Source organism: Streptomyces sp. JLBG701 (assembly GCF_058544905.1).
In genome coordinates, this window is record NZ_CM178588.1 from 4,861,885 (window position 1) to 4,878,948 (window position 17,064).

Sequence of the window (17,064 nt, forward strand, 5' to 3'; positions counted from 1 at the left end):
CCTCCCTTGGGCGTCAGGTCCCGGTGACGTCCAGTTCGCCCAGGTAGGCGAACCGGCCGTCCTCGACGCGGAATTGATGCAGCAGCCGCTTCTTCATCTGCTTCTCCTCGTCGAAGGCGTAGGTCGCTGCCACCCCTTTGAAGCTGGTCGTGGCGAGGGCCTGGGTGAGCTTGGCGCGGGCGGGACGGCTGCCGCCCTTGGGTGCGAGGGCGGTGAGCCGGTCGGCGAGCAGGCCTGTCACGTCGTACGCCTCTGCCGCCCATGGGCCGGGCGCGCTGCCGTACCGCTTGCGGTAGGCGGTCGCGAAGTCGGCCACGGGGTCGGCGTCCGGTGCGATGTACGACGTCAGGACCTGCCAGCCCTCGGCGGCCTCGCCCGCCTCGGAGGTGAAGGCCTCGGTGGCCGATGCGGCGTTGAGGTAGCGGGGTCCGGTGAAATTCCGCTCCGCGAGGGCGCGGGCGACGGCGGCGGCGCGTTCGGGGGTGCCGATGTAGTAGAAGCCGTCGACGCCGTTGCCGAGCATGTCGTCGGTGACCGGTGCCAGGGCGCTCGCCGCCGCGAGGGCGGGTACCACGCGCATGTACAGCTCCACCCGGCCTTCCGCCGCGTTGCTGGCCACGATCACCGACTCCATACCGGCCACCTTGCTCGCCCGGTCGCAGAGCAGGCCCATCTTGCCGACGCCTGCCGCGCCGAGCGCGGTGACGGTGGTGAAAGCGCCGTACGCCGTCGGCGACGCGGCACGGAAGTACGCGCGCGGGGCGGCGCCCGCGAGGGAGGTCTGGGCGGCGTAGGCGGACAGTTCAGACACCGTCAGCAGGGGCATCCCGGCCGCTTCGTAGACCTCCACCCCGGCCTGCGCCGAGATGTAGCCGGTGGGGCCGAGTACGGCCAGGACGTCGGTGGCGCCGGTCAGTTTCCGCGCCGCCTGCACCGCCCGGGCCGGCTCGCCCCGGTCGTCCACGGTCCGCAGGGCGAGGGTGAACGGCTTGGACTTGCGGGAGTTGAACCGCTCCACCGCCAGCCGCGCCCCCCGCTCCTGTGCCAGCCCGGCCTCCCGCTGCGGGCCCGTGAGATCCGCGTGGACACCGATGACCCAGGGGCCGGTCGCGGTCGCCGCCTGCTGGGTGTCCGGGTCGTCGTCGCGCAGAGCAGCCCACAGCGCGGTACCGCCGCCTGCCAGGAGCAGCGCGGCGCCACCGCCGAGGGCGAGGATCCTGCGCCGACTGGGACGCCTCGGCTCCTGCGCGGCTCCCGACTCCTGCGTGTCCTGTGTCTCGTGCGGGACTTCGGTGGGCTCGATGCCCGGCAGGGCGAGCATCTCCGCCGACCGGTCGGCGATCATCCGTACGACCGGGTCGGGCAGCCAGTCGACGGTGCCGGCCGGGGCGTCCTCCGCCAGTTCGGCGTCCACCTCGGCGGCCGTGGGCCGCTCCTCCGGCGTCTTCGCCAGACAGCGGCCGAGCAGCGCCCGCAGCTCGGTGTCCGCGACCCCGTCCAGCTCGGGCTCGTCGTGGACGGTGCGGTACAGGAGCGCGTCCGCGGCGCCGGTGCCGAAGGGCAGGCGGCCGGTGGCCGCGTACGCCAGGAGGCAGCCGAGGGAGAACACGTCGCTCGCCGGGCCGACTTCGCGGGCCTGCGCCTGTTCGGGGGAGAGGAAGCCGGGGGTGCCGACCACCACGCTGTCCGAGGTCAGTTCCGTCTCGTCGGACGCCGTGGGGCGGGCGATGCCGAAGTCGATCAGCCGGGGGCCGTCGAGGGCGAGCAGGACGTTGCCGGGCTTGACGTCCCGGTGCACCAGCCCTGCGTCGTGCACGGCGGCCAGAGCGCGCGCCAGCACCTTGCCCAGCACCCGTACGGCACCGTCCGGCAACGCCCCGCAGGCCGCGACCGCCTCGGCCAGCGAAGGGCCGGGCACGAACGCGGTGGCAAGCCACGGCGCCGCCGCCTCCGTGTCGGCGCCGAGCACCGGCACCACCCACGGGCTGTCGACCCGCCCGGCGGACGCCGCCTCGCGCCGGAACCGGGCCCGGAACTCGGCCTGTTCGGCGTACTCGGGCTGGATCACCTTCACCGCGGCCAGGTCCCCGGCCTCGGTACGGGCCAGGTAGACCACGCCCATGCCGCCGGCGCCCAGCCGCCCCAAGAGACGGTTGCCGCCCAGACGGGAGGGGTCGGTGGGAATCAGTCGTTCCATCACTCGCTCCCCTTTCCGGACACAGTGGGCATCCCGATCTCGTCCTGCACCCGCACCAGCATCCTGACCGCCGTGTCCAGCTCGCTCGGGGCGTCCTCCGGCCCGCACAGGGACGCGGAGACCACGACCGGGCCGAACACCGTCTGCGTCCACGAGTAGGGGTACGGCCCGCCCCGGGTGTCGCTGTCGCACTCGCCCGACTCCGACAGCGAGTCGTCGCTGGAGACGTTGCCGCTCTCACCCCACGCGACGGCGATGGAGGAGAGCCCGTTCAACCGCTCCCCCGCCCGCAGCGTCTGGTCCGGACACCGCACGGCCTCCTCCAGCATCCCGGCCTCCTCCCAGGCGGCGTCCACCGCCGTCCGGTGCACCGTGACCGTGGCCGACAGCCGCGCCGTCGCCCCGTCACCGCTCGCGGGCATCTCGAAGTGCCGGGTGAGCGTGGCCAGTACGTCGTCCGGCAGCCCCTCCCGCTGCCAGGCGCAGTCCTCCCCCAGCACCGCCCAGGTGCTCGGATCACTCTCGTACGGCGCCGCAGGCACCGCCCCCGACCCGAGCAGCTCCGGATCGGCGATCACCTTCCGCACGAACGCCCGTGCCTCGGCCGCGGTGTGCGGCTGCTTCGCCGGATCCGCCTGCTCGGTCGGCGAAGCGGCCGGTAACGCACCGGCGCCGCTGACCGAGTCCGTGCCCGTGTCCTTGCCCTTGTCCGTAGTCGTCGCGGTCTCCGGGCTCGGCTCCCCGCCCCCACCGCCGCCGTCCGAGCAGCCGGCCAGCAGCGTCCCGCACATCATCACGATCCCGCAGACCAACCGGGCTCTCGCATACGTCACGTTCCCTCCCCCTCGTCATGTGCTCGGCGCTCGACATGACGGCCGTCGTGTGCCCCCGTCAACGGCCGTTTCATGCCTTTACCGATGCCGCACCAGTACCGAACGGTTCCCCCAACACCCTTTTATCGCAAGGTAGTTCAGAGCGCTCAGGAAGTACGCAGACTGCGTGGTGAACTGTTGGCAACTGCCACCGACCGGTGCCAACGGCACCTGCGCAATGGGGCCCCGCTACTCCGCCGGCACCCACCACACCAACCTGGTGCCGCCACCATCAGGACTGCCGAACTCCAGCTCCCCGCCCAGCTCCACAGCCCGTTCCGCCATGTTCCGCAGGCTGGGCGCGAAGCCCAGCACCGGTGCCGCCTCGCCCACGACCCGCACGGCACGCGACCGGAGCCCGTCCCCGCCCGCGCCTTCCCGCGAACGCAGGCCGAAGATCGTAGACCTGATGATCTTGATGGTCTCGTCGAGGTCGTCCACCGCGCGCACGACGCGCTCGGCGGCTTCGGCGTGCTCGATGAAGCGGCTCGTGCTCTGCAGGGTCATGCCGGTGGCGAACAGCCGTTGGATGGCGAGGTCGTGCAGGTCGCGGGCGATGCGGTCGCGGTCCTTGAGAACCGCGATCTCCTCGGCGTCCCGACGGCGTTCGGCCAGTTCCATCGCGATGGCCGCCTGCGCGGCGAAGGCCTGGAGGGTCTCGGTCTCCGTCGCCGAGAAAGGCTGGTGCCCGGTTTCTCGCGCCAGCAGGACCACGCCCCGCGCACCCGCCTCGCCCGTGCCGATGGGCACGGCCACGGCGGGGCCGAGTCCCCCGAAGCGCGGTGGTTCCAGGGAGATGCGGGCGTCGTGGCCGACGTCCGCGCTGGTGACGGGGGCGGCGCCGGAGAAGGCCAGTCCCATCAGGCTGCGGTCCATGGACAGTACGAGTCCTTGGTGGGCCTCGGCGTGCATCCCGACGGCGATCTCCACGGCGAGCGACCCGGTGTCCTCCATCGGCAGTGCGACCGCCGCGAGGGCGGAGCCCGTGATCTCGCCGGCCCGCTCGGCGATCAGCGCGAGGACCTCGGTGCGGGGGTCGCCGGACATCAGGCTGTGGGTGATCTCCGCGTTGGCCCGCAGCCAGCGTTCCCGTAGCCGGGACTCCTCGTACAGGCGGGCGTTGTCGATCGCGACGCCGGCCGCCACGGCCAGGGTGGACAGGACCGACTCGTCCTCGTCGTCGAACTGCGCCCCACCGTGCTTCTCGGTCAGGTAGAGGTTGCCGAACACCTGGTCGCGTACCCGGATGGGAACGCCGAGGAAGCTGTTCATCGGCGGGTGGTGGGGCGGGAAGCCGTACGAGGCCGAGTGCTCGGAGATCTTCACGAGCCGCAGCGGTTCGGGGTGCCGGATCAGCTCGCCGAGGATGCCGTGGCCCTCCGGATACGGGCCGATGCGGGCGATCTGCTCCTCGGTGACCCCGACCGTGTGGAAGGCGGACAGCCGCCTGCCGTCGGGATCGATCACGCCGAGCGCCGCGTACTCGGCGTCGACCAGCACCGCGGCGGCCTCGACGATGCTGTGCAGGGCCTGCTCCAGCTCCAGCTCCCTGCCGACGGAGAGCACCGCCTCCAGCAGGCTGTGCACCCGGTCGCGGGTGCCCCGAGCCGCGTCGAGCCGCGCCTGGAGCTCCTCCAGCAGCTCGTCCAGCTTCAGCTGCGGCAGCCGTGTACGGGCCTTCTGGGGCTTCTCGGAGCTTCCCACCTGTATCTCCTCGGTCCTGTGGGCGGGCGAGCACCGGCCGCTCCGGATACAGGTCACGCTACCGGCGCGCGAAACGTGGCGAAATGGGATCGGCTCCGGTGGCCCATGGGCCGTTCGGCCCCACGCCGGGGAAGGGCAGCACCTACCCGAACGGTACGGAATCCATCATGGTCAACGACGACAACCAACCGATCCCCTCAGGCCCTCGCCGCCGTGTCGAGCTCGACAGCGCCGAGGCGCTGCGGCTGCTGGGCAGCGTGTCGCTCGGGAGGATCGTCTTCACCCGGCACGCGCTGCCGACCGTACGGCCGGTCAACCACCTCCTGGACCACGGGGACATCCTCATCCGCACCCACGAGGGTTCCGCCCTGACCTCGCACACCCAGCCGGCCGACGGCCCCGGTGTCGTCGTCGCCTACGAGGCCGACGTCATCGACCCTCACTCGCACCTCGGCTGGAGCGTGGTGGTGACGGGCTACGCCCAGCTCGTGACCGATCCCGGTGAACTGGCCCGCTGTCAGGCGATGGTGCGGCCGTGGGTGGAGACGAACATGGACCACACGGTCGTCGAAGTCCCGGAAGTCGCCGCCCTTCCCGGAGCGCAGGATCATCCGGGCCATGCGCCCCTTCGCGCCTTCCGCCAGGCAGCCGCCGAAGGTGACGTGCCGCCTGGCGTCCAGCCGGGTCATGGCCCGCCGTACTCCGGGCACGGGCGGGATGTCCCGCACGGCGGCGGAGGCGTCGAGCGGTCCGCTGCTGAAGAGCCAGAGCGGGCGTTCGGCGAGGGCCCGGCCGTGCCGACGGACGAAGCGGCGGGCGTCCCTGTGCCAGCGTCCGGCGTACAGCGCGCCGCCGACCACGACGGCGTCGTACGAGGACACACTCCCCACGGACCGGGCGGGCAGCGTGACCACCGTCAGCCCGTCCTTGCGCAGGACCTCGGCGATGGACTCGGCTATCCGCGCGGTCGATCCGTTCGCGGTCCCGTACGCCACCAGCACTTTCATGGCGGACCGCCTCCTCTCACATCCCGCTCACGTCGACCGGCTGCTCGCTCATCCCTGCTCGGGCACGATGACGACCGGGCAGGCCGAGTGGTGCAGCACTCCGTGGGCCACCCGGCCCAGTTGGAGCCCGTGGTGCCGGGGGCGGCGCCTGGCTCCGACGATCAGGAGGTCGGCGTCGCGCGAGGCGTTCACGAGCACGGTCCGGGTGTGGCCCTCGACGGTGTGGCGGTGTGATTCGACGTCGGCGGGTGCGTCCTGGAGCGCCGTTTCCAGGGCCTCGACCGCCTGCTGCTCGTGCAGCCGGGCGGGTTCTCCGGCGAGCAGGGGATGGTCGGTGGTCTCGTGCGCGGGGCAGCGCCAGGCCCGTACGACCTCCAGCGGCACCCCGCGGCGCCGCGCCTCCTCGAAGGCGAAGCGCACCGCCGCCGAGCCCGCCGGCTTCTCTCCGACGCCCACGACGACCCGGCCGTGCGCGCCGCTCCGGCCCTGGTTGTCGTGGTTTCCGCGCACGACGATCATCGGGCACTGCGCGTGCCCGGCCACGGTCAGGCTCACGGAGCCCAGCAGCGCCTCGGCGAGGCCGCTGCGGCCGCGGGTGCCCGTCACCAGCGCCGAGGCGCTGCGGCTCTCCCGCACCAGGGCGTACTCGGGTTCCTCGGGGAGCACGTCAGTGGAGACCTTCACGTCGGGTTGACGCCGACGAGCGCGCCGGGCGGCGCTGTCGACGATGTCCTCGGCCCGCACCTGCTCGGACGGCTTGCCGACGTCCTTCGCGAGTGAGGCGCCCTCGTACCGCTCCCACAGCGACGCGTACACCAGCCGGAGCGGCAGTCCGCGCACGGCGGCCTCGTCGGCCGCCCAGTCGACGGCGCGCAGGCTGGGCTCGGAGCCGTCGACGCCGACGACGATCGGGAGTGTCACCGCCCTCACCGTCCCGTACCGAGGTCGAAGACGATCCGGGCCTTGACCTGGCCGCGCAGGACCTCGTCGATGGACTCGTTGACCGAACTCAGCGGCCGGGTCTCGGAGATGACCTTCGTACGGCCCGCAGCGTGCAGCTGGAATACCTCGGCGAGGTCCTGCCGGGTGCCGACGATCGAGCCGATCACGCTCGTGCCGTTCAGCACGGTGTCGAAGATCGGGACCTGGATCGTGCCGTGCGCCGGCAGGGCGACCATGACGAGCTTCCCGCCGCGCCTGAGGCCCGAGTTGACTGCTGCGAACGCGGCCTCGTTCACGGCCAGCGCGATCGCCGCGTGCGCTCCGCCGTGCCGCTTGAGTACCTCTCCTACGTCTTCCTTGCGGGCGTCGATGACGAGGTCGGCGCCGAGCGCGGTGGCGAGTTCGAGCTTCTCGTCGGTCACGTCGATCGCGGCGACGGTGGCCCCGGCGATCTTCGCGTACTGCACGGCGAGGTGGCCGAGACCGCCGACTCCGGAGATCGCGACCAGCTGGGTCGGCCGCACGTCGGCGACCTTGAGCGCCTTGTACGTGGTGACGCCGGCGCAGGTCAGCGGGGCCGCGTCGATGGCGGTCACGCCCTCGGGCACCGGCTGGGCGAAGTCGGCCCAGGCCAGCATCTTCTCGGCGTACCCGCCGTCGCAGCCGTACCCGGTGTTGATCTGCTGCTCGCACAGCGTCTCCCAGCCGGACAGGCAGTGCTCGCACCGCCCGCACGCCTTGCCGAGCCACGGCACGGCGACCCGCTGTCCGACGGCCAGGTGGGTGACGCCGTCGCCGAGCTTCTCGACGAGGCCGACGCCCTCGTGGCCGGGCACGAACGGCGGGCTGGGCTTGACCGGCCAGTCTCCGTGGGCGGCGTGGATGTCGGTGTGGCACAGCCCGGACGCCTCGACACGAACGCGGACCTGGCCGGGGCCGGGCTCGGGGTCGGGGCGGTCCTCGATGACCAGGGGTTCACCGAAGGCTCGTACAACTGCTGCCTTCATGTCTGCTGCTCCTCAGGGGATGCGGGGGATCTGGGGGAACGGGGGTGGGTCAGTCGTGTGCGACGACGGCGACGGGGGCGGTGGCGTGGTGCAGGACTCCGTGCGCGACCGGGCCGATGTGGGCGCCGAGCGCGCCGCGGCGGATCCGGCGGCCGATGACGAGCAGGGAGGCCTTGCGGGAGGCGTCCACCAGGTGATCGGCGGCGCTGCCGATGTGGGGTTCCAGGACGACCTCGACGGCGGGGTGCTTCTGCCGCCAGGGGCGCAGGACCTCGGTGAGGACCGTGTTCTCCTCGCGGGCGAGTTCCTTGTTCATGTCCGCGTTCAGACCCGCGTCCAGCGCGAGGCCGTAGACGTAGTACGGCGGGGGGTTCCAGCCGTGGACAACGCGCAGGGCGGTGTCGCGGCGGGCGGCCTCGGCGAACGCGAACTCGATGACCGCGTCGGCGGGGGCGTGGGCGTCGAGGCCGAGGACCACGGGGCGGTACGGGGTCGCGGCCGACGGGATGCCCACCGGGTCCATCTCGTGCTCGTCGGAGGCCTGTTCGCCGGCCCGGACCAGCACCACGGGCCGTTCGATGTGCGCGACGACGGAGAGACCGACGGAACCGACGAGGAATCCGCCGACCCCGCTCAGTCCACGGGAGCCGAGGACCAGCAGTTCGGCGTCCTTCGCCGCGTCCACCAGCGCGTCCGCGGGCGTGCCGGTCGCCTGCTCCACGGTCACGTCCACGCCGGGGTGGCGCAGCCGGAGGCCCTCGGCCGCCTCGCGGGGAATCCGCTCGGTCCAGTGCTGCTGGGTCTCGGCGCCCAGCAGCGGTGCCTGCGCCATGGGCGCCGGCACGGGCTCCCAGACCTGGACCAGCTTCAGCGGCAGGCCGAGCAGCCGTGCCTCACGAGCGGCCCACTCGGCCGCCGCGCGGCTCTCGGCGGAACCGTCGAGGCCAACGGTGACGGTGCGGGTCATGATGTCTACCTCCTGGATCGGGGGTTCTGGATCGGGGGGTTCCGGATCGGGGTCCTCGATCAGGTCCTTGATCGGGGTTCCTGATTCGAGCTTCGTCTTCGGGTGAGGCGCCCGGCATGGGCCGCAGGTCCCCGCAGGGGACCGACCGGCCCTGGCCGGTGTGCGGGGTGGCGGACCCGGTGCCGGGGTCCGCCACCCCTCCCGCGGTCATCGCAGCCAGCGGCTGCGGCGGATCAGCGGGAGCTTCGCCCAGAGCCGGCCGAGGCCGAGGGTGTCCCCGGCGGAGGCGACGGCCAGCGCGATCAGGGCGACGGCGTAGATGAGGTGGTAGTCCACGAACGGGTTCGGCGACATGCTGAGCGAACCGTCCGAGAGGTGCTGTGCGGGCGGCCACTCGGCCATCCACATGAGCGCCATCATCAGGGTGCCCGCGATGGCCGCGAAGCGCAGTGCGACGCCCGCGACGAGCGCGACCCCGATCCCGAGCAGACCGAGCATGAACAGCCAGTTCGCCCAGGTGTCCCCGGCCCAGGAGTGGAACGTGGACTCCATCGGACCGGCGGCCACCGAGCTCAGGAAGCCCTTGGTCGGCGAGCCGCCGTCGATCCAGCCCTTGCCGGAGGGGGTGGCGTAGCCGAGGCCGAAGGTCTTGTCGAGGAAGGCCCACAGGAAGACGAAACCGGTGAGCAGGCGCAGGGACGCGAAGGCGTAGGCCTGCGCGGTGCGCGTGTCGCCGCGTGCCGACACGGCGGACTCGGATGCGGAGGCGGGGGCGGTCCGGTTCCTGCGGAAGGACGGCAGGTGGAGGCCCGGGCTCCGGTGAGGGTGCTCGTGCACGGCCATGGTGGTGATCCCTTCAGGGAGGAGTGGGACGGTCCGGTCGGTTTCCGACGCTCCTCACTCTGGTCGCGTGGGCCGGCACCCGCCGGATGCCGAAGGTCGGTGGCCGCAGGGCTGAACGGCCCTGCCCGCAGGGACTGTTGGGTTGCGTGCTCGGCCTCCGGCCACCCGGATGTCGGCTCGCCTGTCGCATCCGTGCGCCTGCCGGTGGATCATGAGACCGAATGGGGAGAGGTGGTTCATGTCCGAGGGCGCAGGCAGACACGTTCCGGGGTGGCGCGGTCTGGTACCCGGAGCCGTCGCCCTCCTCGGCTATCGGCGCGCCTGGCTGAGGGGCGACCTGCTGGCCGGCGTCACCGTGGCCGCGTACCTGGTGCCGCAGGTCATGGCGTACGCCGGGGTGGCCGGGCTCCCGCCGGTCGCCGGACTGTGGGCGATCCTGCCCGCCCTCGCCCTGTACGCGCTCTTCGGGTCCTCACGCCTGCTGTCGGTGGGCCCCGAGTCCACGACCGCGCTGATGACCGCCACCGTGATCGCTCCGCTCGCCGCCGGCGACCCCGGACGCTACGCCACCCTCGCGGCCGCCCTCGCGATCACGGTCGGTCTGCTGTGCCTGGTGGCGCGGGCGGTGCGGCTCGGCTTCCTCGCGGACCTGCTCTCCCGCCCGGTCCTGATCGGCTACCTGGCGGGCGTGGCGCTGATCATGATGGTGGACCAGCTGCCCAAACTCACCGGAGTGAAGACGACCGGCGCGGAGTTCTTCCCCCAACTGTGGTCCTTCGTAGAGAACTTGCCCGACGCCCACACGGCCACGGTCGTGCTGTCCGCGGCCATCCTCGCGTTCCTCTTCACGGTCTCCAGATACGCCCGTGCCGCCCCCGGTCCCCTGCTCGCCGTCGTCCTGGCCACGCTCGCCGTGGTGGCCTTCGACCTGGACGACCGTTACGGCATCAAGGTGATCGGCGAGGTCCCGTCGGGCCTGCCCGCCCTCGCCTGGCCGGACCTCGGCGAGCTGCCACGCCTCGTGCTGCCGGCCCTGGGCGTGCTCATCGTCGGATACACCGACTTCATCCTCACAGCGCGGGCGTTCTCGGGTCGGGACGACGACGGCGACGGCCCCGGCCTGGACGCCAACCAGGAATTCCTGGCACTGGGCACGGCCAACCTCGGCGCGGGTGTCCTGCACGGCTTCCCCGTCAGCAGCAGCGCCAGCCGCACCGCGCTCGCCTCCTCGGCGGGCGCCCGCAGCCAGGCGTACTCCCTGGTGGCCGGCGCGTTCGTGCTGGCGGTACTGCTGTTCCTCAGCCCACTGCTGCGGCGCACACCGTCGGCGGTCCTGGGCGCGCTCGTCGTCTACGCGGCCGTCCGCATGATCGACCTGGCGGGTTTCCGCCGCCTGGCGTCCTTCCGCCGCCGCGAACTCCTGCTCGCCCTCGGCTGTCTGGCCGGGGTCCTGGCCCTGGACATCCTCTACGGCGTGCTCGTGGCCGTCGGCCTGTCGGTGGCCGAGCTGCTGACCCGAGTGGCCCGACCGCACGACGCCGTCGAGGGGCTGGTGCCCGGGGTCGCCGGCATGCACGACGTGGACGACTACCCACAGGCCCGCACCGTCCCCGGCCTGCTGGTCTACCGCTACGACTCCCCGCTCTTCTTCGCCAACGCCGAGAACTTCAAGCGCCGCGCCCTGGCCGCCGTCGCCGAACAGACCGACCCCGTGCGCTGGTTCGTCCTCAACGCCGAGGCCAACGTCGAGGTCGACATCACCGCCCTCGACGCCGTCGACGAACTACGCCGCGAACTCACCCACCGCGGCATCGTGTTCGCCCTCGCCCGCGTCAAGCAGGACCTCATGGACGACCTTGAGGCGTACGGCCTCGCGGACTCCGTAGGCCCAGACCTGATCTTCCCGACCCTGCCGACGGCCGTGACCGCCTACCGCACATGGAGCCGCGCTCAGTAGCAGGGCCGCAGCGGCCTGCACCTCTCAGCGCCGGCCCGCGAAATTCCAGCCCGTCTGGGGTCCCCCTCTGGGGGAGTTTGAGGACGAGGCCGTCCAGGCCGAACGGGGGTCCAGGCCGAACGGGGGTCCAGGGGGCGGAGCCCCCTGGGGCGGGGTCGAAGGGGCGGCGCCCCTGGGGATGGGACGGGTAAGGGCGGCGGGGGCGAAACCCCTAAGGAACGAAGATACGAAGGCCGCCGCGGCTCACGCCGGCCCCTGACCTTCGCGCGCCCCGCCCTCCGTATCGCCTCGCAGCCGACTGGGGCCGGTCGGCCCTAGTGCATACGGACCCGGCGAGCAATGATCGTCCTCACGGGAATCCCGCAGCCCGTCCGCCGCCGGGGAACAAGGGGAACAAGGGGTCGCCATGGCCGAGACACGCACCTTCACGGAGCAGAACCCGATCCGTGTCTTCCTCCTGGACGACCACGAGGTCGTACGACGCGGCATCACCGACCTCCTCGACTCCGAACCGGACATCTCGGTGGTCGGCGACGCGGGCACCGTCGAGCACGCCCTCGTCCGCTGCCCGGCGCTGCGCCCGGACGTCGCCGTGCTCGACGTACGTCTCCCGGACGGCGACGGCATCTCGGTCTGCCGGGAGCTGCGCAGCCGGATGCCGGAGCTGGCCTGTCTGATGCTGACGTCGTTCGACGACGAGGACGCCCTGCTCGACGCGATCATGGCCGGGGCCTCGGGCTACGTCCTCAAGCAGATCAGGGGCTCCGACCTGGTCTCGGCGGTACGGACGGTCGCCTCGGGCCAGTCGATGCTGGACCCCACGACCACGGCCCGCCTGATGCGCTCGCTGCGCGCCGAGCCCGCCGAGACGTCCGCCCTCGCCCCCGAACTGGCGAGCCTGTCCCCCCGCGAACGCGACATCCTCGCCCTGATCGGGGACGGACTGACCAACCGCGAGATCGGCAAAAAGCTCTACCTGTCGGAGAAGACCGTCAAGAACCACATCTCCCGCCTCTTGGCCAAACTCGGCGTCCAGCGTCGCGTCCAGGCCGCGGTCCTCGCCTCCCACCTGGAGCAACCGCAGTCCGGCGACCGTCCCGCGAAGTGAGCTTCGACGCGAGCTCAACGGGCCGCCCGGTCGACGTCCGCGTGCGCGGTGCGCAGGGCGACGTCCGCGTGCGCGGTGCGCAGGGCGGAGAGAAAGGTGTCGGCCGGCTGGGCGCCGGAGAGACCGTAGGCGGGGTCGAGGACGAAGAACGGCACGTCCGTGGCCCCGTAACGGCGCACCTCGCGGAAGTCGGCCTCCGCGGCGTCCGCGTACGCGTCCCCGTCGAGCATCCGCTCGCCCTCGCCCTCGCACAGGTGGGCCCGCGGGAGCCATGCGCGACGACGTGAACGCGTACGACGTCGTCCTGCTCCTCAACTCGATCCCGCCCCGCCTGCCCGACACGGGGGACGACACCCCCACGGCGGACCTGACCGACCGCTATGTCGGCCTGCTCCTCGACGGACTACGCGCCCCCGGCTCCGAGATCCTGTCCCAACCGGCCCCCGGCCGCCCGAGATCGACCAGTTCTTCGGGACGCTGTTCGGCCTGTGAGGCACCTAGTGGCCGGCCTCGTGCAGACGCAGGGCACCGACCGTAGAAGCGCCCGGGCAGGGGCGGCAGAGGAAGGTTTATCCATGGATCGACGGTCCCTGCCCGGCGGGCTGGTGTCCGCTGGGGAGGATCAGGAGCATGCGGGCGCCCCGATCGGTGGTCCGGTGCCCGGCGCACAGCCGCAGAGCGTGGAGCCCGGAGACGCCACTCCGCTGGAGGACGCCCCCGTCGTCGTCGGCGACGAGGGAGTCACCCTCACGCGTCCGTAGTCAGGTCTCTCGGCAACCCCAGGCATGACTCCGTGTGCTCCGGGTTGCTTCGGCAGGCGCTCGGCCGGGACTCCCGGGCCGAGCGCTTTGCTCAAGGCTCTGCCGAATCCGGCGCGTCCAGCGGATCAGAGGCGCTCTCGCTTGCCGTCCCGCTCGCCTGCTCCCATACAGACGACGCTCGCCGACGCGCATCCGCTAGGCTGTCCTTGGTCGGTCGTTGGTACGTCGCGTTGTCTGCGCATGTGAGACTGCGAAGCGTGTCGCACCATGTCTGACCAGCGAGCTTGTACTCCTCGTCGAAGATTCGCCTCGTGGATTTTCGCCAAGGTCTTCCACAAGCCCCCGCCTTCGTGGGGCTTGTAGAAAACTCCATCGCCGCAGGTCAGCGGGGGGCCAGGAAATGGCTCCGGAACGCAGGCCCGTCGATTCGGAAACGCTCAGCTCATCACTGCAGGTCAGGGCCTGTCCTCTGCCTACTTCGGTGACTGTCACAGCGTCAGTCGATGGACACATGGCCACCGGGCCCCACTTCAGCGATTCTTCCGATATTTCTCGGCTTCATTCCTTTCCGCCTCAGCGGAGGCGCGAGCATCGGTTCCGACGGACGCTCACGGCATGAGGAGCGCATTCCGAAAGAAATCTCGCCGCACAGTGTTGGCTGTGATTGACCGCCAGGAACGTGTGCTGCTGTGCAGAGTTCGAGGCGAGTCGTGTTGGCGCCCGGTCGCTTCTCGGGTCATCCGCATCCGACCCTCACGGTTTTCCGTCATTCACGTTCTGGACCCGCTCTTCTCCCACTGGTTCCTCGCCCGCACCCCGGTCATCGGAAGGTTCAACCCGCAGCCGCAGCGAGGCATCGTGGACGAATCGACGTGCGTCTTCGTCACCCGCCCCAGCAAAATGAGAACGATCAGCCTTCGCGCCCGTGTCCACTCCGTCACGGAATTCTCTTTCGTCTGGCATCCACTATCGAAGGTCGAGGACGAGGATTTTGACGTCCTTCCGCGCGAACTCGGCCCATTTCTACGCGGATATCTCGAGGGCTGGATCCCTGACGGCGTCATCACTCTCGTCGAATGACCACTCATTTCCCAACCAAGGAGCATGTCCTGTGACAAGTGCTCAGCATCGGCGCCGACCTTCGAGTCATGGTCCTCTGCGGCTGGAGATCCGGACGCTTCTGGCAGCCGTCGGCATCCCCGAAGCAGACAACGACGACCGCTATCGCGCCCACGGTGTGCTGGTGACGGATCGCGGTGAGTCGGTCGGCGTGGAGTGGTTCACCTCCCGTAGCCTGCGCCGCGCCGCCGCCGACGAGCAGCTACGGGGCTGGCCCATGGGCGCGGCGGACCGCGCGCACGAAGCCGCTCGACGTCATGTCCACGCGGCCTTGTTCGGCATCCTGACGGAGGTGGGTTACCTGGTGGAGGCTGATCCGCCCGACACTCCGGGTGCTCTGTCCGTCCGGGCCGGCAGGGTCTCGACACCCGCGACGTTGGCTGCGGACATCAGACGGATCCTGGCAGACCGTCGCGGTCCCGCAGACAGCTCGCAGGATCCCGGCATGTCGTCGTGAGTGGAACAATCCCTCCATGGACCCGCAGTTCAGTACTTCATCAGCTGCAACTGATGTCCTGCGTGCCAGATACACAGGGCGATTGCCGAGCTCGCTCAGAGAACTTGCCGGTCCCGTACACGGCCGCGTCGAGTTGCCCCTGCATGTCGCGTGGTCGGGGCTGCGCTCCTACGACCTCGACCGGCCTCGGCAGCGGATGGGTCTCTACCGCATCGTTCTGACCGAGGGGCAGCGCACCGACCTCGTCGCCTTCCTCGATCGCGACCTCCTACTCGCCCAGTGGCCCGACCTGCGAACGATGATCAGCAGGCACATCCGTGCAGTGTGGGAAGAGGCCTTCCCCGAGCTCGGCCGCCGGACATCGAACCGGACCTGACCTCACCGGCAGCACATGGTCAGCGCCATGGGCACAATCATCGGGCTTGAACACCCCTGGGTCTGGTCCGCCTATCGCTGCGCTTCGAGCTCATCGGCCAAGGACACGCGCCAAGAGGCCGTCGACAGTTCGCTGGACTCGTAGTGGCCATCGGCGTACCGCGAGGGCACGAGCAGCGCGGGCCCGTTCAGCGGCCGGGTGCCGTTCCGTGACGGTGGCATCGTCACCGTCACCGTCAACACGCCGTCGTAGGGGCAACCCGACCTGAACCGCCGTACTACGCGGCAATCATCACCACCCGGCCGACGGCGGATGCCGAGGGCTACGCAGCGATGAGTGGATGAGTGAGCGTATGGCCGAACTCGGTGAAGTGCAGCCCGGCTATCTCGGCCGCGAGTCGCTGACGGGCGAGGACGGCCAGGACCTCGTCGTCATCTACTACGCGGACGAGGCATCGATAACGGCCTGGAAGGCCGACCCCGAACATCTCGACGCGCAGCGGCTCGGACGTGCACGCTGGTACTCCTCGTACAGCGTGGAAGTCGCGCGGGTGGAGCGCTCCTACGCCTTCAGCCGAGACTGAGGGAGGGCCTCGACCGGCGGCTGCCGCCGGACCCGCGGGCGACCGAGCACTCCAGCTCGTGGTGGGCGCTGCCGCCCTAGGCGGCGCTGACCGGGGCCGTCTGCACGTCGGGCTTGATTCCGAGTGCCTCGGCGACGAGTGCGTGCGAGTAGCGGCGGGCTTCCTGGTCGGGGCTGATGCTCTGGAGCATGATTTCGGTCGCGCCGGTCTGTTCGATCATCTGGAGGAGCTGGTCCCGTACGGTTTCCGGGCTGCCGGCGACCTGGCGGGGCCACCGGCCGTTCGCGATCCGCGACGGTTCGTCCCTCTGTGCCGTGGTGAGCATGCGGGAGGCTTCGTCGACGGACACGATCTCGGGTACGCGTCCGGCGCGGCCCGCGTAGGCGAAGACAGCTCGCATCGGCCACGTCATGCGGTGGGCCTCTTCGTCGGTGTCGGCGGCGAACACGCTGACGCTGAGCATCACTTGGGGAGTCTCCGCGCCGTAGTGGGTGGGAGTGAACGCCTTGCGGTACGCCTGCAGTGCGGGCACCGCGCCTCCCGGGTTGAGGAACCCGGCGAAGGCATAGCCGATGCCGAGTCCGGCGGCGAGTCCGGCACTGCTCCCGGAGGAGCCGAGGATCCACGGGTCGGGGCGGGCGGTCACGGACGGCATGAGCTGGATCTGTCGGAAGGGGTGGTCTCCGGGGAACGTGCGGTGCAGGAAGGCCAGCACCTCCTGCACCTGCTGGTCGAAGTCGTCGAGATGTCCGGTGTCCCGGTCCCGCCTGAGGGCCATGTCGGCGAGCGGGCCGGTGGTCGCCCGCCCGAGCCCCAGGTCGAAGCGCCCCGGTGCCACGACCTCCAGTTGCAGGAACAACTCGGCGACCTTCAGCGGGCTGTAGTGGTTGAGGAGGATCGCTCCGGAGCCGATGCGGATGCGTTGGGTCTCCCGCGCCACGACGCCCATGAGGATCTCGGGCGCGTGCGAGGCCACGGTGGGCAGGTGGTGTTCGGCGAACCACATCCGGTGGAAGCCGTGCTCCTCGGCGTGCTTGGTGGTGGCCAGCGCCTCGTCGAACGCGTCGAACGCAGTCGTGCCGCGCGGGATCGAGGCCTGTTCCAGGATCGAGAGCTTCACCATGGTCGTCGTCTCTTCTCGTCAGGTCGGGCACAGAGGCCGGT

At 71.0% G+C, this 17,064-nt stretch carries 17 protein-coding genes and 2 pseudogenes; 9 read left to right on the plus strand and 10 right to left on the minus strand.

Annotated features, from left to right (window positions below; all coding sequences use genetic code 11):
• Window positions 1–13: 13 nt before the first annotated feature.
• From AC5DRG_RS22220 to AC5DRG_RS22230, 3 genes are all read right to left on the minus strand, one after another.
• Window positions 14–2,197, minus strand: a complete 2,184-nt coding sequence (locus AC5DRG_RS22220) for a bifunctional serine/threonine-protein kinase/ABC transporter substrate-binding protein (protein ID WP_491812345.1) — start codon at window positions 2,195–2,197, stop codon at window positions 14–16.
• Window positions 2,197–3,030: a hypothetical protein gene (locus tag AC5DRG_RS22225; RefSeq protein WP_491812346.1), complete on the minus strand. Its 834-nt coding sequence runs from the start codon at window positions 3,028–3,030 to the stop codon at window positions 2,197–2,199. The genes AC5DRG_RS22220 and AC5DRG_RS22225 overlap by 1 nt, the downstream gene beginning before the upstream one ends.
• Window positions 3,031–3,258: 228 nt before the next feature.
• On the minus strand, window positions 3,259–4,773 hold the full coding sequence (locus AC5DRG_RS22230) for a GAF domain-containing sensor histidine kinase (protein WP_491812347.1): 1,515 nt from the start codon (window positions 4,771–4,773) through the stop codon (window positions 3,259–3,261).
• 167 nt (window positions 4,774–4,940) lie between these two features.
• Between AC5DRG_RS22230 and AC5DRG_RS22235 the strand changes: the two are divergent.
• A pseudogene (locus tag AC5DRG_RS22235) lies at window positions 4,941–5,357 on the plus strand (pyridoxamine 5'-phosphate oxidase family protein); the annotation flags it as partial.
• Here the strand turns inward: AC5DRG_RS22235 and AC5DRG_RS22240 are convergent.
• The 5 genes and pseudogenes from AC5DRG_RS22240 to AC5DRG_RS22260 form a co-directional block, all read right to left on the minus strand.
• Window positions 5,343–5,780: pseudogene (locus tag AC5DRG_RS22240) on the minus strand (flavodoxin domain-containing protein); the annotation flags it as partial. The pseudogenes AC5DRG_RS22235 and AC5DRG_RS22240 sit on opposite strands and share 15 nt — an antisense overlap.
• A gap of 48 nt (window positions 5,781–5,828) precedes the next feature.
• The gene (locus tag AC5DRG_RS22245; protein ID WP_491812348.1) at window positions 5,829–6,701 is read right to left on the minus strand and encodes a universal stress protein; all 873 of its coding nucleotides are present in this window, start codon (window positions 6,699–6,701) and stop codon (window positions 5,829–5,831) included.
• 5 nt (window positions 6,702–6,706) lie between these two features.
• The gene (adhP, locus tag AC5DRG_RS22250; protein ID WP_491812349.1) at window positions 6,707–7,729 is read right to left on the minus strand and encodes an alcohol dehydrogenase AdhP; all 1,023 of its coding nucleotides are present in this window, start codon (window positions 7,727–7,729) and stop codon (window positions 6,707–6,709) included.
• A gap of 49 nt (window positions 7,730–7,778) precedes the next feature.
• The gene (locus AC5DRG_RS22255; RefSeq protein ID WP_491812350.1) at window positions 7,779–8,696 is read right to left on the minus strand and encodes a universal stress protein; all 918 of its coding nucleotides are present in this window, start codon (window positions 8,694–8,696) and stop codon (window positions 7,779–7,781) included.
• A gap of 207 nt (window positions 8,697–8,903) precedes the next feature.
• Window positions 8,904–9,539: a hypothetical protein gene (locus tag AC5DRG_RS22260; protein WP_491812351.1), complete on the minus strand. Its 636-nt coding sequence runs from the start codon at window positions 9,537–9,539 to the stop codon at window positions 8,904–8,906.
• 238 nt (window positions 9,540–9,777) lie between these two features.
• Here AC5DRG_RS22260 and AC5DRG_RS22265 point away from each other — a divergent pair, with 238 nt between their 5' ends.
• Window positions 9,778–11,496 (plus strand): SulP family inorganic anion transporter, encoded by a 1,719-nt coding sequence (locus AC5DRG_RS22265; RefSeq protein WP_491812352.1) that lies wholly within the window; start codon window positions 9,778–9,780, stop codon window positions 11,494–11,496.
• A gap of 406 nt (window positions 11,497–11,902) precedes the next feature.
• Window positions 11,903–12,604: a response regulator gene (locus tag AC5DRG_RS22270; RefSeq protein WP_491812353.1), complete on the plus strand. Its 702-nt coding sequence runs from the start codon at window positions 11,903–11,905 to the stop codon at window positions 12,602–12,604.
• A gap of 14 nt (window positions 12,605–12,618) precedes the next feature.
• Here AC5DRG_RS22270 and AC5DRG_RS22275 read toward each other — a convergent pair whose 3' ends face one another.
• The gene (locus tag AC5DRG_RS22275; RefSeq protein ID WP_491812354.1) at window positions 12,619–12,834 is read right to left on the minus strand and encodes a hypothetical protein; all 216 of its coding nucleotides are present in this window, start codon (window positions 12,832–12,834) and stop codon (window positions 12,619–12,621) included.
• A 41-nt stretch (window positions 12,835–12,875) separates the two neighbouring features.
• Here AC5DRG_RS22275 and AC5DRG_RS22280 point away from each other — a divergent pair, with 41 nt between their 5' ends.
• From AC5DRG_RS22280 to AC5DRG_RS22305, 6 genes are all read left to right on the plus strand, one after another.
• Window positions 12,876–13,142, plus strand: a complete 267-nt coding sequence (locus AC5DRG_RS22280) for a hypothetical protein (protein WP_491812355.1) — start codon at window positions 12,876–12,878, stop codon at window positions 13,140–13,142.
• 37 nt (window positions 13,143–13,179) lie between these two features.
• Window positions 13,180–13,365 carry a hypothetical protein gene (locus AC5DRG_RS22285; RefSeq protein WP_491812356.1) on the plus strand — a complete coding sequence of 62 codons (186 nt, stop codon included), beginning with the start codon at window positions 13,180–13,182 and terminating at the stop codon, window positions 13,363–13,365.
• Window positions 13,366–14,025: 660 nt separating this feature from the next.
• The gene (locus AC5DRG_RS22290) at window positions 14,026–14,445 is read left to right on the plus strand and encodes a hypothetical protein (RefSeq protein ID WP_389353155.1); all 420 of its coding nucleotides are present in this window, start codon (window positions 14,026–14,028) and stop codon (window positions 14,443–14,445) included.
• A 31-nt stretch (window positions 14,446–14,476) separates the two neighbouring features.
• Window positions 14,477–14,941, plus strand: coding sequence for a hypothetical protein (locus tag AC5DRG_RS22295; RefSeq protein ID WP_491812357.1), 465 nt, complete (start codon window positions 14,477–14,479; stop codon window positions 14,939–14,941).
• 16 nt (window positions 14,942–14,957) lie between these two features.
• Window positions 14,958–15,317 (plus strand): hypothetical protein, encoded by a 360-nt coding sequence (locus tag AC5DRG_RS22300; protein ID WP_491812358.1) that lies wholly within the window; start codon window positions 14,958–14,960, stop codon window positions 15,315–15,317.
• Window positions 15,318–15,657: 340 nt separating this feature from the next.
• Entirely contained in the window at window positions 15,658–15,900 is a 243-nt protein-coding gene (locus AC5DRG_RS22305) for an antibiotic biosynthesis monooxygenase family protein (protein WP_491812359.1), read from the plus strand.
• Window positions 15,901–15,976: 76 nt separating this feature from the next.
• On the opposite strand, the gene AC5DRG_RS22310 is transcribed toward AC5DRG_RS22305, so the two are convergent.
• Complete coding sequence (locus AC5DRG_RS22310; protein ID WP_491812360.1) at window positions 15,977–17,023, minus strand: LLM class flavin-dependent oxidoreductase; 1,047 nt, start codon at window positions 17,021–17,023, stop codon at window positions 15,977–15,979.
• Window positions 17,024–17,064 lie beyond the last annotated feature (41 nt).

Coding starts and splice junctions, on each gene's coding strand:
- AC5DRG_RS22220 (WP_491812345.1), bottom strand. CDS start 2,197: ATGGAACGACTGATTCCCACCGACCCCTCCCGTCTGGGCGGCAACCGT.
- adhP (WP_491812349.1), bottom strand. CDS start 7,729: ATGAAGGCAGCAGTTGTACGAGCCTTCGGTGAACCCCTGGTCATCGAG.
- AC5DRG_RS22255 (WP_491812350.1), bottom strand. CDS start 8,696: ATGACCCGCACCGTCACCGTTGGCCTCGACGGTTCCGCCGAGAGCCGC.
- AC5DRG_RS22260 (WP_491812351.1), bottom strand. CDS start 9,539: ATGGCCGTGCACGAGCACCCTCACCGGAGCCCGGGCCTCCACCTGCCG.
- AC5DRG_RS22265 (WP_491812352.1), top strand. CDS start 9,778: ATGTCCGAGGGCGCAGGCAGACACGTTCCGGGGTGGCGCGGTCTGGTA.
- AC5DRG_RS22270 (WP_491812353.1), top strand. CDS start 11,903: ATGGCCGAGACACGCACCTTCACGGAGCAGAACCCGATCCGTGTCTTC.
- AC5DRG_RS22275 (WP_491812354.1), bottom strand. CDS start 12,834: ATGCTCGACGGGGACGCGTACGCGGACGCCGCGGAGGCCGACTTCCGC.
- AC5DRG_RS22280 (WP_491812355.1), top strand. CDS start 12,876: ATGCGCGACGACGTGAACGCGTACGACGTCGTCCTGCTCCTCAACTCG.
- AC5DRG_RS22285 (WP_491812356.1), top strand. CDS start 13,180: ATGGATCGACGGTCCCTGCCCGGCGGGCTGGTGTCCGCTGGGGAGGAT.
- AC5DRG_RS22300 (WP_491812358.1), top strand. CDS start 14,958: ATGGACCCGCAGTTCAGTACTTCATCAGCTGCAACTGATGTCCTGCGT.
- AC5DRG_RS22305 (WP_491812359.1), top strand. CDS start 15,658: ATGAGTGAGCGTATGGCCGAACTCGGTGAAGTGCAGCCCGGCTATCTC.
- AC5DRG_RS22310 (WP_491812360.1), bottom strand. CDS start 17,023: ATGGTGAAGCTCTCGATCCTGGAACAGGCCTCGATCCCGCGCGGCACG.